The following is a 12,365-nucleotide window of genomic DNA, read 5'->3' as shown; positions in this document are numbered from 1 at the left end:
CCACGCCCTGCGGGCAGAAGCGAGCCTGCCCGCGAAAGGCCGGTACAGGCGCATTACCTATGGAGCATCATTTTTCGTAGGTAATGCTGTTCACGAACCACAGCACTTCGCCGCCAGGAGTGTGGACGATCACTTCGTCGCCCACTTCCTTCTTTAGCAGCGCGCGGGCCATGGGTGAGTCGATGGAGATGTAGTCGTTGCGGCCGTAGATTTCGTCGTAGCCGACGATACGAAAGCGCTTGGTTTCGCCATCCTCGTTCTCGATCTCGACCCAGGCGCCAAAGAACACACGCCCCTCCTGCTCGGGCGAGTAAGCTACCACGCGCATGTCTTCGAGGCGCTTGCGCAGGTAGCGGACGCGCCGGTCGATTTCGCGCAGCAGCTTCTTGTTGTACTGGTAGTCGGCGTTCTCGCTGCGGTCCCCAAGGGACGCGGCCCAGGTGACTTTCTGAGTGGTGTCGGGGCGCTTCTCGCGCCATAGATAATCCAGCTCTTTCTTGAGCGCGTCGAAGCCTTCCTGGGTGATGATCTTGGTACTCGACATATTGCTTAACCCTGCGCTCCAATCCGCCAACGGCTAGCGACGTGCCAGCTCGTGTTTGATGCAACCGTCGTAGTAAATCTTCCTGACGCTATCGGGCTTCAGCCTCGACGGGCTGTCATAGGTCTGCTCGGTGATGCCCAGTGCCATGGGGCGCATCCAGCTCTTGGCGAACTTGCGAGCCTGCAAGCGCTGGCGCGCCCCATAGCGCGTGACGCCGGACAACTTCGAAGCCTGTGCGCCCTTGGCAATATCCGCGCCCCAGTTACACACATAACGTTGCTCGGTGGCGCTACGCGCGTGCGCCATAGACGAAAGAACCACCAGCGCCACGCAGACCACGGCATTGAACAGGACACGCATGCAAAATCACCTAATCCTTTGATAAGGCAGGGATTGTGTCAACGTGTTCGGCCAATGTGGGCCAGCATAATGCCTTCTGCGAGACCGATGCGGTCAGCCTAGCGTGATCAGGCCCTGGCGAGCGACGCGCGTCAAATTGCGAATGACCTCTTCAACCTGCTCTGGAGCGGGTGACTGAATGACCGCCAGGTCGAATTCATCATCGCGGTACTGCGCCAGCGACTGCTCGTTATCGACAAACTTGATCAGAAACGCGCAAGGGCCGCTACGACGACGGGGCCAGCCGTCGAGGTAACGCAGCAGCGTTGGCTGATGGGTACCGCCGAGCAGAATCCTGGGGTTCTTTCGGGACATGACCGTGCTGATCGGGGACAGGCGAAGAAGGGGGCGCAGGTTGTTCATGGATGATTGTCTCAGCCTCATGTGCTCCGCTGGGCAGCGGTGAGAGGCAACACCGAACCAACGTTTTAGCGGTATTTCGACAGAGTCTGGCCCTGCCCGGCGCCCCGCAAGTAGTTGTTAAATCGGCGCTTGAGCACGCATCCTAGAGAAGCGACGGACGGCTTGTCAAATGTCATTGACACGAAAGCCGCGTGTGAAAAGGCCCGCACTTGGCGGGCCTTTGCGGGATCGAGTGTCCTGTCACTTGGCGATGACGCGATCCACCGAGAGCTTGCCCGCGCCTTCGATCAGCACCGCGATGCTGCCGCCGAGTAACGCCAGCGCAAACTCGTAGCCGTTGTTGGACATGAACAGACCGTTGCTGATATGCACCGAGAAGATCGCCACCGCCAGCAGCAGGATCAGCACCGCTGCGGCAGGCCGGGCCAGCAGGCCGATCAATACGGCGACACCGCCGAAGAATTCCGCGCTGCCGGACAGCAGGGCCATCAGATAACCCGGGGTCAGACCAATGCTCTCCATGTACTGGCCAGTACCTTCCAGACCGTAACCGCCGAACGCGCCGAACAGTTTCTGGCTGCCGTGGGCAATGAAGATAATGCCCACGATGGCGCGCAGAACGGTCAGGCCGTACCCGGCGCGGGTGGAGAGCAGTGCTTTGATCGATGTGTTCATGGTGGAGCGTTCCGTCATTGATTAAGTAAGTGGCGCCATCATAATCAAATCAGCCAATATGAAAATGGCAAAAAACGCAGCATACCAATCGAATAATCCGATCACTTCCGGATGGCGTAGTCCTCATTGTCCTTTTCCAGCCTGTCGCGATGCCGGTCGAAAGCCAGGTAGTACTTGTTCACACTGTTGACGAAAGTGACGACGTTCGCCCCACCCTGCTCCATGGCGATCCGCTCCGTCTGGAAAAACCATTGGTTCGGATTGAGCCCGCGCTTTCTGGCTTCCTTGCGCATGCGCTGAACTCGCTCGGGCCCCAGGTTGTAGGCCGCGAGCACAAAGGCCATGCGCTCGCGTTCGTTGACTCTGGCGCTGGAGAAGAACTTGCGCTGGATCAGCGCCATGTACCGCGCTGCGGCTTGAACGTTGTTTTCAGTGTTTTGAATATTAGCGACCCCGACCCGTCTGGCGGCCGACGGCGTAATCTGCAGCAGCCCCGTCGCGCCGCCGCTGCCCTTGGCGCCGGGGTTCAGCTTCGATTCCTTGAACGCAAGCGCCGCCAGGTCGAGCCAGTCGATGCCCTGCGCATCAGCATGGCGCTGGAGCGTGGGCCGCAGCTGTTCAAGCTTATCCATGTTGCCGCGCACCAGCGGATTATTGACCTGATACATGTTTTTGTAGGCCTTCGCGAATGCATCATCCCGGCCATCCACCGGCTTGTAGCCATCGAGAAAACCGTCGACACTGGCGCGCAGCTGCGTGGCGTCGCTGCGTACAAACCAACTGATGTCACCTTCGGTCTTGACGACCAGACCACGGTCCAGACGCAGCCGCGGCATGACCCGCGCCCAGCGCTCGGCAATGGGCTGTTCCACCAGAGTCAGCGGGTAGATGCCGGCCTGGACCATCTCCAGCACGTCTTCGACCGCGAGGCTGGGGTCGACCCATTCTATTTTCGCCGGTGGCAGCTTGCGCAGTTCGAGGCGCCTGTTGAGCTTGTGCAGGGCTTCGTCCGCGGCGCTGCCGGTCGGCAGGCTCAAGGTCCGGCCGGACAGCTGCTCAAGATGACGGAGGCTGCGCTGACCACGCACACCGACCAGCACCAGCGCCACGTCTCGAACAATCGGTTCGCTGGCCTGAACGTCTTCGCTCTGGGTGGCGTCGAGCAGTTCACCCGGAGCCACCAGATCCCCCTCGCCTCTCTCAAGCGCGGTCAGCAGCTGATTCTTGGCTTTGGGGATGATCTTGAAAGTCAGCTTGCGGCCGGCGCCGGCCTGGGCATTGAGGTAGTGCTCGAACGCTTGCAGCCGCTGGTATTCGACGCCGATCTCCTGGCCTTCCACTCCGCCGGAGCTGTTGCGGCTCTGGTTGACCAGCACGCGCAGCACTTGCTTGTCGCGGATCGCATCAAGGTCACGGACCTGGGTCGTGTGCTGGACCGCTTCTGGCCCGGCCATAGGCGCGGTGGCAGCTAACGCGGTGGCGGATAAAGGGGCCAGCAAACAGACAAGGCAGGCAAGTGCGGTTCGGGACATTCGCTCCTCCACAGGAAACACCGGACAGGTAAAAGTACGGGTTGATCGACAGCGGTCGCCGCGTCGATCGGCGCTGAATTCACCGAATATGGAATTCAACTCGTTGAACGTATTGGGTTTTCTTGTTCCGCCCCAGGCTCTGTTATGCTCGGCGGCCTTCGGCTGGAGGTAGCACCATGCAACTCATCGACATCGGCGTCAATCTGACCAACGCAAGCTTCGCCGCGCAACGACAAGCGGTCCTCGACCGAGCCTACGCTGCGGGCGTGGCGCAACTGGTGGTAACCGGCACCAGCGTCGAGGGCAGCGAACAGGCGCTGCAACTGTGCCATGAGCTGGACGAAACCGGTCAGCGGCTGTTCAGCACCGCCGGCATCCACCCTCATTCGGCGAGCGACTGGACTGGCGAAACCGAACAACAGCTGCGCGCTCTGCTCAAGGAAAACCGCGTGCGCGCGGTGGGCGAATGCGGTCTGGACTTCAATCGCGACTTCTCTCCCCGCCCGCAACAGGAGAAGGTTCTGGAAGCGCACCTGGCTCTCGCGGTCGAACTGCAGTTGCCGGTTTTCCTCCACGAACGTGATGCCAGCCAGCGACTGCTGGAAATTGTGCGCGACTACCGCGACCGGCTGCCTGCCGCGGTCGTGCATTGCTTCACCGGCGAGCAGCGCGCGTTGTTCGGTTATCTGGACATGGATCTGCACATCGGCATCACCGGCTGGATCTGCGACGAGCGCCGTGGCACTCACCTGCATCCGCTGGTGCACAACATCCCTCGCGGGCGGCTGATGCTCGAAAGCGACGCACCGTATCTGCTGCCGCGCAGCCTGCGCCCCAAGCCGAAAAACGGCCGCAACGAACCGGCGTACCTGACCGAAGTGCTGCGTGAGGTGGCACTGCATCGCCACGAAAGCGAAGCCGATCTGGCCGCTCATACCACTGCCTGCGCGCGTGCGTTTTTCGGGCTGCCGATCCCCGACGATCAGGCCGAGGAAATCTGAGCTTCCCTTGACCGGTATCAATCCATTCTTCAATGACTGAGGCATCGTAGTGGCACCTTGCCGCGCGCGTGCGCAATCATTAAAGAAGACCACTCATGGGCTCATGGATCAGTAACCTCTCGCTCAAGTACAAATTCTGGGCCGTCAACGCGGTCGCGTTCATCACCACCCTGCTGTTGGTTCTGTATGCCCTGCAGCTTGAACAGCAGGGCCGCCAGCAAACAGCTCGCGACGCTGCCCGGAACCAGGCGTCGATCATTTCGGCCTGGCCTGCCGACCAGCCATTGCCCGCGAACACACAACTGCTGATCTACAGAGCAGGCCAGACGCCCACCCTGCAGAACCAGCCACTGCCGGAACTGACCGGCGCTGAGGACTGGGTGGATATGGACAGACGGATCGATGACCGCGTGCTCGCCGGCGCGCAGGTGGTGACCCGCGCAGAGGGACAACGCATCGCTGTGCTGGCCTTCGCGCCGGACTTCGCCGCCCTGTTTGCACATCGCTTCGCCCAATACGCAGTTGCGGTGCTGGTGCTGATGATCGCCATGCTCTGTGCGTCGCAATTGCTGATTCGCTTTCTGCTCACTCAGCTCAACGCACTCAAGGACGTGATGCAGCATGTCGAGCGCAGCGGTGATCTTTCCGTCCGGGTGCCCAATGCCAGCGAGGACGAAGTCGGGCAGATGGCCCGCGCGTTCAACGCCATGCAGGCGGGTTATCAGCGTGTGGTGGGCACCGTCGCGCAGACCGCGACGCGTCTGGACCAGGGTGCCGCACACCTGGCTGCGGGCATGAGTGGCGTGCGACACGGCATGCTTGGCCAGCAGAGCGAGACCGACCAGGTCGCCACGGCTATCAACGAGATGACCACCACCGTGCACCATATCGCCCGGCACGCCGCGACAACCCGCGATCAGTCGCAAACTGCCGACGCGCTGGCCGGCAGTGGCAAGGCTGTTGTTGACCGGGTGCAGCTGTCCATTGCCGGTCTGTCCGGCGGCGTGCAGCAGACCGCCGAGATGATTCAGCGCATGGCGGTGGACAGTCAGAAGATCAACGGAGTGGTCAACGTGATTCACAGCATCGCCGAGCAGACCAATCTGCTGGCGCTGAACGCTGCCATCGAGGCCGCGAGAGCCGGGGAAATGGGTCGCGGTTTTGCGGTGGTCGCGGACGAAGTGCGTAATCTGGCCAAGCGGGTGCAGGTTTCGACCGATGAAATCACCACCATGGTGTCAGCGCTGCAGACCGGCACCCGCGATGCGGTGGATTTCATGCAGGACAGCTCCTACAAGGCCGACGAGTGCGTGCAGCAGGCGCAGGAAGCGGGTCAGGCTCTGGCCGCGATTGCGCAGGCGGTAGGCCAGATGCGCGAGAGCAACACGCAGATCGCGGTCGCCGCCCAGCAGCAGAGCCAGGTTGCCGAAGAAATGAACCGCGCCGTGGTCAGCATCCGCGACGTGACGGAAAGCACGGTCAGCCAGACCATCGACTCGGCCAATACCAGCGATGAGCTGGCAGCGCTGGCGGGGGAACTGAGCCGGGCCATCGGCCAGCTCAAGCTGTAAACGGCTATCGCGCCAATAGTCAGGCTTGACTCGCGGACGCCCCGAGTCGGGCCTATTCTTCAGGCATCGATACGCGCGTTGAAGAGGACAGCAGTATGGGCAAGCGACATCCCAATCTCCACACCTGGCAGTGGCGAACTTACGCCGACAACCATCGGCACCCGGCCAATCTGGTCTTGCACCTGATCGCGGTACCGATGTTTATCCTCGCCGCGTTACTGATCCTCGACGGCCTGTTTTCCCTGAGCTTTACGTCGATCGCCATCGGCGTGATCGGACTGGTGGCGGCGCTGGGCTTCCAGCGCCACGGCCATAGGCTGGAACAGCAGTCGAGCGAACCCTCCGGCGACCGTGGCAATGCGGTCAAAAGTTTGCTCGTCGAGCAGTTCGTGACCTTCCCGCGTTTCGTGCTGAGCGGCGCATGGTGGCGCGCCTGGAAAGAACGCCACAAACGCTGACCACCCTTCTCATCCGAATACCGTGACCGTCTGACGGCTGATCGCAACCAGTTCACCGCCCCGTGTCCACAGCGTGGCCGCGGTGTGTCCATAGCCGTCGCGCGCGTGCTCGATGACTGCCTGATAGCTGCACCAGTCCTGCGTGGTCAGCGCCGGCTGAGGCTGAATGAACTCGATGGTCCACGTCAGCGAACTGGCGGGCGTTGGTTTGCGCAGCCAGGGCAGCAATGCCGGGGGCCAGGTATCCACCAGCGCCAGTATGTAAGCCTCGCTCAAAGGCTCCGCGCTCTGCTGGCCGCGAAACCTGGCGTATCCGCCAATGGCCAGCGACGGTGTATTGCTGAACGGCAAGCCACCCAGCGCCCAGCGTATTTCCATGAACCTCAGGTACTCGGGCATCATGCCGCTGATGAAGGGCAGTTCCTGGCACTCTTCAACCGGCCTGAGCGGCGGCGCCGACTCGGCGGCGACCGAAACGACCGATTCGCGAGGCGCGCCAAAGCTGCCCTGCATGAGCATCATCACCTGCCCGTTCTGCGTCGCCCGTCCCAGCACCTGGCTCACCGCCTTGCCTTCGCGCAACACGTCGACCTCGAACGCCACCGGCACGTCCAGCTCGGCGGGCCCGACAAAGGTAATCGCCAGCGAACGCACCGGGCGTTGTGCTGGCACGTGGCTGCGCATTGCCTCGTATTGCAAGGCTGCCATCAGGCCGCCAAAACTGGCCCGGCCCTGGGACCAACTGGCCGGTATGGTGACGCTAAGCGGGTTGTCGTGAACAGCATTAAGCAGCTCTGAAAAGTTCATGGTCACTCCGGCCTGGCGGGATCGAATGTGCTGTGAGCTTATCCACCTCCAATCGCTCTGACACGCCCCATACCGGCCATTGTTGCGGCGAAATGCGCGGCGCGTCGCAAGAAGGCACTAATCTACCCGCCCGTTGTGTAACCGGTGCTCAGAAGCACACCTTGGCGAGACGCTTGAGCGCCTGTTCGGCCTTGCGCTCGGCACGCACGATGCCGATCTGCCAACCCGAAATGCAGGGCGCAAGGTCGGCCTGCTCACCGGCCTTGGCCAGCCATTGCAAATGATCGTGCCAGTTGCCCAGTTCGCCCTGCGCCGCCTTCAGGCTGCGCTGCATGTTCTTCGGCTGATGACTGAGTTCGGGATAGGCCTCGGCGGCATAGCGCACGCGCTTGATCAACAGCCGCAGCTCATGACGGTCGTGGCCCGGCTCGGCCATGGCCTGGCGCAGCTTGCGCCATTGCTTATCCATCCGCTTTTCGATGGCCTTGCGCAGCCCGCGCAGCAGTCCCTGACGCTCCTGGACCCGGAGCATGGCCGGAAACTGATCGAGCAGGGTCATCAATCGACGCAGCTCAGCGCTGGTCGCCACATTGGGGCAGGCCTGCGCCAAGTGTTCGTTGCGCCTGCCGGCCGCGTCATGCAGGCCCTGCTTGTCAAGAAATGCTGCCAGCACCTGCATGTCGCGCAGCGGCGTGGTCAACTGGCCTACCGCCTTGGCCGCCTGCTCCAGCGCCTCGGCCCCGGGAAGCTCGCGCAACGGCCGCATGACACTGCGCAACCGCCGTACAGTGGTGCGCAAATCATGCAACGCTTCACTGTCGGTCGACACTGCCAGCCTTGCCTGGCACCCCATGAGCCTGACATCTAGCGTCAGCAGTTCGGCGACCAGATGATCCACCATCGAAGACATGCATTACCCCCTGAAAAATGGTCTAGGAATGTCTGTCCTTTACCGCGGACAAACGCCACGGCAAGCGCCGCCGCAAGTACCGCAGCCGACGGCGCAAATGCGCGACCGAAACCGTATGTCCCGCATACCGCTGTGCCTGGAACTCCTCCACGAAGTCTTCTATGGCATCGGCATGCTGCGGAAAGAACAGGACCGCGCGATGACAGAACGCTTGTGCGCCCTCGCCCGGCATACGACGCAGACCATGACGCGCCAGCAATCGTTCAAATGCATTGAATACACGAAGTTGCGAGTCACTCTCGCGTTGCCAGGGTTTGAAGATCCACGCCGCAAGCAGGCCGAGCAGCAGCACGGCGGCGCCGATGAACACCGGCACCTCGAACCCGGAAAACCAGCGACTCAGCACTTGCAGCTGCTGCTGGCCCTGATAGCCCAGCACCCAGCGCTGCCAGCCGTAATTGAGGTTGTCCCAGCTCAGGCGCAGCGCGTTGACCCACGCGACATTGCGGTAATGCAGCGCCGACATCGGAGCGTCCTGAAGAAAGGCTTCGTCGGCTGCCAGCGCCTGCTCAAGGCCCTGCTCGATACGTTGCGGGGCAACAGCGGCAGTGGGGTCCGCGCTGCGCCAGCCTGCTCCAGGCTGCCAGTACTCGACCCAGGCATGGGCGTCGAACTGGCGCACCGTCAGATACTGGCCCTGCGGGTTGAGCTCCCCGCCCTGATAACCCGCCACCACGCGGGCGGGAATCCCGGCGGCGCGCAGCACGAAAGTCATCGCGCCGGCGTAATGCACGCAGAAACCGCGGCGGCTGACAAACAGAAACTCATCAATGCTGTCGACGCCCAGCGGCGAGGGCTTGAGCGTGTAGTGATACGGCTCGTCACTGAAATGATCGAGTATCGCGCCGACCAGCGCATCCGGTTGCGGGTAGCGTCGAATCAGCTGTGCCGCCCATTCACGGGCCTGCGGATTGCCCTTGGCCGGAAGCTGCAGGTCCTGACGCTGAATCTGCTCGGTTAATTGCCCGTCACGCAGCGCGTCGGGCCAGGAAGTCACGGCGTACATCAGCGACTGATCGACCGGCCGACGCCGCTGGAGCCGGAAGTCGCTCATCTGGCGCACGTCGCTCAGCGGCGTCTCGGCCACATCCAGGCTCGGCAGCCACGGCCGCCCGCTGGGCTCCATCACGACGCTGTAACTGATCGAGTCGCCACGCTTGCTCCATTGCGCAATCTGGACCGACTGGGCGCGCGCCGACTGGGACCAGCGACGACCATCGAACTGCTCAAGGGTAAGGCCCCGCCAGTACAGTTGCTGGCGAGGCGGGATCGGGCCGTCGAAACTGGCGCGAAACACCAGCGCCGGCGACTTGCTCAATTCGGCCATGTCACCGGGCGCCATACTGTCCGACAGGCCGGTTATGCCTTTGTTGCTGGGCTGCGGCAGCGACCAGAGCGGGTCGAGCCTGGGGAAAAACAGAAACAGCAGCAGCATCAGCGGTACCGCTTGAAGCAGCAGCTTGAACGCCAGCTTCAAGGTGCCGGACGCCCGACGCGTCAGATCGGACTGCTGCAAGCCGATCAACGCCGCCAACAGCGTCCCGATCGGCAGAATGCTGAACAGCGCCCAGAGCAGGCTGTCCTCGAAGAGGTAGCCGACCACCACGCAGAAAAAGCCGAGAAAAATGAGCACCAGCGCGTCGCGTCGAACCTGCATTTCCAGCATCTTGAGCACGAACGCCGCGATCAACAATGCCGCGCCAGCATCCAGCCCGACCAGACTGCCGCGCGCCAGATAAACCCCGCCTGCGGTGCCGACCAACAGACCCGACTTCACCCAGGTGCCCGGCATGCGTGCCCGCATGCGGAACACTTGCACGCGCCAGACCGTGCAGCCCAGCCACAGCGCGATGATCGACACCGGCAAATGGCTCAGGAACGGCACGATGACCAGCGCCTGCGCCAGTAACAGCCAGGTCAGTGTGTCGCGCGGAATGGGCTGATGCGCGGCGACCTCGGTCTCAGGCTTGCCGGTGGAGGCGGCATCCTTACTCATGAGCGATGCCCGTAGAGCGCCAGCGCGCGCAGGCAGGCTTCTCGGTGCGCTTCGCTACTGTCGACCGATGACAGAAAGCCCGGCAGGCGCAGCGCAAACGGCTGACGACGCTGGGACAGTTCCAGAACCCAGTAACACAACCTCGACAAACGCTCTTCGATGTCGCCGCCCAAGGCCATGAAATCCAGGCACAAATCGTGGCCGCTCAGGTCGGTGAAATCCTTGACCAGCAGGCCCTGGCCTCGTGAATAGGCTTTCCAGTGCAGACGTCGGCGGTTATCCCCGGACTGGTACGCGCGCAGCCCTTGATAATCGTCGACTCCAGCGCTTTGAGTCGCCACGCCGGCATCCTCGGCGTGCGGCTGGAAGCCCTTGAGCATCGGCATCGCACCGGCCAGCGGGCGCGGATAAATCAAGGCGCTCTGCTCCAGATCCAGCCAGCTCCACGCACGCAGAATTCCCAGCGGATATACGCTCTCGACCCGCAGGCGAGGCGCGCGCAACCAGCCGCGCGTCTGCGCGGGCAAGGTCAGTTCGACATCTGTCAGGCCGTCGGCGCCGACGTCGAATTTCTGCAGATGCGCGGCGTCCCAACCCAACCCCAGCGCCTGATGCGCATCGCCGGCACTCTCCAGCCGCAAACGCAGCTGCACCGCTTCGCCCACGAACACCGAGCGGGCAACGCCGGCGCTCAGGACCAGACCGCTGACGTTGCGGTAGGTGTGCAGGATCGCCAGGATGCCGACCGACAGCAGCAGGAAGGCCAGACCATAGGCCAGGCTGTTCTGGTAGTTGATTGCCGCCAGCAGCATCAGCACCAGCATCAGCGCATACATAAGGCCGGTGCGGGTAGGCAGGATAAAGATACGTCGGTGGTCGAGCTGGATACGCGAGGCCGGCGGAATCCTACGCGCCAGCCAGCGCTGCCAGAACGGCTTGAGCTGCTGGATCAAAGCGCTGGCACCTCACGCAACAGCCACTGGACCAGCGCCGCGCCGCCGTGACCGGTCGGATCGGTGCGCTCGCGCAAACGGTGGCCGATCACGGATGGCAACACGGCCTGGACGTCCTCGGGAATCGCGTAATCGCGACCGAGCAACATTGCCCAGCCCCGCGCCGCCGCAATAATCGCCAGGCTGGCGCGGGGCGAAAGCCCGTAGGCGAAGTTGGGCTGGCTGCGTGTTGCGTCCACCAGACGCAACACGTAATCCACCAGCGCATCACTGACCCTGACGTCCCGCGCCTGGGCCTGCAGGGCGCGCAACTCGGCATGGTCGATCACCGGTTGCAGGCGCGGCATCAGCTCACGCCTTGATTCGCCGAGCAGCAAGGCCTTCTCGGCGGCGCGCGCCGGATAGCCCATTGAAATGCGCATCAGAAAACGGTCCAGCTGCGACTCGGGTAGCGCGAACGTGCCGCCGGAACTGAACGGATTCTGGGTAGCGATCACGAAAAACGGATCCGGCAACAGGCGAGTAGCGCCTTCGATCGTCACCTGCCCCTCTTCCATGGCTTCCAGCAGCGCGCTCTGGCTTTTGGGGGTGGCGCGATTGATCTCGTCAGCCAGCACCAGCTCGGCGAAGATCGGGCCCGGATGGAAGGTGAACTGGCCGGTGTCGCGATCAAACACCGAAGTGCCCAGTATGTCGCCCGGCAACAAGTCCGACGTGAATTGGATACGCTGATAGCTCAGCCCGAGGATTTTCGCCAGGGCGTGGCTCAAGGTGGTTTTGCCCATGCCGGGCAAATCTTCGATCAACAAATGGCCGCCGCCGATCAGACACGTCATGGCCAGACGCACCTGCATATCCTTGCCCAGCACCACCTCATTGATGGCGCTCAGGCACGCATCGAGTTTTCTGCTCATCGCAAAGCCCCTCCGGCAACTGCTACATGTCTACTGGGACTGCAAATGATGTCGAGTGTGCGAACACTCTACGACCAGCGTAGGCGTTTTCGCTAGTTTTGGGGGGAACTGCCGGTGCGGCGAGGTGGTGGGGTGGCGGTGGTAGTAGCGGGAGCAGATGCCGCAGACGCCGCCAGGGCTAG

At 62.6% G+C, this 12,365-nt stretch carries 13 protein-coding genes; 3 read left to right on the top strand and 10 right to left on the bottom strand.

Annotation, left to right across the window (positions count from 1 at the left end; genetic code table 11):
* Positions 1–67 precede the first annotated feature (67 nt).
* The 5 genes from greB to J3P77_RS08870 all read right to left on the bottom strand — a co-directional run bounded on the left by greB (position 68) and on the right by J3P77_RS08870 (position 3,513).
* Positions 68–544, bottom strand: a complete 477-nt coding sequence (gene greB / locus J3P77_RS08890) for a transcription elongation factor GreB (RefSeq protein ID WP_434681176.1) — start codon at positions 542–544, stop codon at positions 68–70.
* Positions 545–577: 33 nt separating this feature from the next.
* On the bottom strand, positions 578–850 hold the full coding sequence (locus J3P77_RS08885) for a hypothetical protein (protein ID WP_434681932.1): 273 nt from the start codon (positions 848–850) through the stop codon (positions 578–580).
* Positions 851–997: 147 nt separating this feature from the next.
* Entirely contained in the window at positions 998–1,306 is a 309-nt protein-coding gene (locus tag J3P77_RS08880; protein WP_434681174.1) for a class I SAM-dependent methyltransferase, read from the bottom strand.
* Between the two features lie 240 nt (positions 1,307–1,546).
* Positions 1,547–1,981: a DoxX family protein gene (locus tag J3P77_RS08875; RefSeq protein ID WP_434681172.1), complete on the bottom strand. Its 435-nt coding sequence runs from the start codon at positions 1,979–1,981 to the stop codon at positions 1,547–1,549.
* Positions 1,982–2,082: 101 nt separating this feature from the next.
* Positions 2,083–3,513 carry a transglycosylase SLT domain-containing protein gene (locus J3P77_RS08870; protein ID WP_434681170.1) on the bottom strand — a complete coding sequence of 477 codons (1,431 nt, stop codon included), beginning with the start codon at positions 3,511–3,513 and terminating at the stop codon, positions 2,083–2,085.
* A gap of 176 nt (positions 3,514–3,689) precedes the next feature.
* Between J3P77_RS08870 and J3P77_RS08865 the strand changes: the two genes are divergently transcribed.
* The 3 genes from J3P77_RS08865 (at position 3,690) to J3P77_RS08855 (ending at position 6,543) form a co-directional block, all read left to right on the top strand.
* On the top strand, positions 3,690–4,514 hold the full coding sequence (locus tag J3P77_RS08865) for a TatD family hydrolase (RefSeq protein ID WP_434681168.1): 825 nt from the start codon (positions 3,690–3,692) through the stop codon (positions 4,512–4,514).
* Positions 4,515–4,609: 95 nt separating this feature from the next.
* The gene (locus J3P77_RS08860) at positions 4,610–6,085 is read left to right on the top strand and encodes a methyl-accepting chemotaxis protein (protein WP_434681167.1); all 1,476 of its coding nucleotides are present in this window, start codon (positions 4,610–4,612) and stop codon (positions 6,083–6,085) included.
* 95 nt (positions 6,086–6,180) lie between these two features.
* Positions 6,181–6,543 (top strand): Mpo1-like protein, encoded by a 363-nt coding sequence (locus J3P77_RS08855; protein WP_434681165.1) that lies wholly within the window; start codon positions 6,181–6,183, stop codon positions 6,541–6,543.
* 9 nt (positions 6,544–6,552) lie between these two features.
* Here J3P77_RS08855 and J3P77_RS08850 read toward each other — a convergent pair whose 3' ends face one another.
* The 5 genes from J3P77_RS08850 to J3P77_RS08830 form a co-directional block, all read right to left on the bottom strand.
* Positions 6,553–7,350: an acyl-CoA thioesterase gene (locus J3P77_RS08850; protein ID WP_434681164.1), complete on the bottom strand. Its 798-nt coding sequence runs from the start codon at positions 7,348–7,350 to the stop codon at positions 6,553–6,555.
* Positions 7,351–7,498: 148 nt separating this feature from the next.
* The gene (locus J3P77_RS08845; protein WP_434681931.1) at positions 7,499–8,251 is read right to left on the bottom strand and encodes a CHAD domain-containing protein; all 753 of its coding nucleotides are present in this window, start codon (positions 8,249–8,251) and stop codon (positions 7,499–7,501) included.
* A gap of 31 nt (positions 8,252–8,282) precedes the next feature.
* Positions 8,283–10,316: a transglutaminase TgpA family protein gene (locus J3P77_RS08840; protein WP_434681162.1), complete on the bottom strand. Its 2,034-nt coding sequence runs from the start codon at positions 10,314–10,316 to the stop codon at positions 8,283–8,285.
* Complete coding sequence (locus J3P77_RS08835; protein ID WP_434681160.1) at positions 10,313–11,269, bottom strand: DUF58 domain-containing protein; 957 nt, start codon at positions 11,267–11,269, stop codon at positions 10,313–10,315. Before J3P77_RS08835 ends, J3P77_RS08840 begins: the two co-directional genes overlap by 4 nt.
* Positions 11,266–12,183, bottom strand: a complete 918-nt coding sequence (locus J3P77_RS08830) for an AAA family ATPase (protein ID WP_434681159.1) — start codon at positions 12,181–12,183, stop codon at positions 11,266–11,268. Before J3P77_RS08830 ends, J3P77_RS08835 begins: the two co-directional genes overlap by 4 nt.
* Between the last annotated feature and the right edge of the window lie 182 nt (positions 12,184–12,365).

The organism is Pseudomonas sp. R1-18 (assembly GCF_051132095.1).
In the GTDB taxonomy this organism is placed as follows: domain Bacteria; phylum Pseudomonadota; class Gammaproteobacteria; order Pseudomonadales; family Pseudomonadaceae; genus Aquipseudomonas.
The sequence above is the reverse complement of the archived record's forward strand: the minus strand, read 5'-3'. Positions and strand labels throughout refer to the sequence as shown.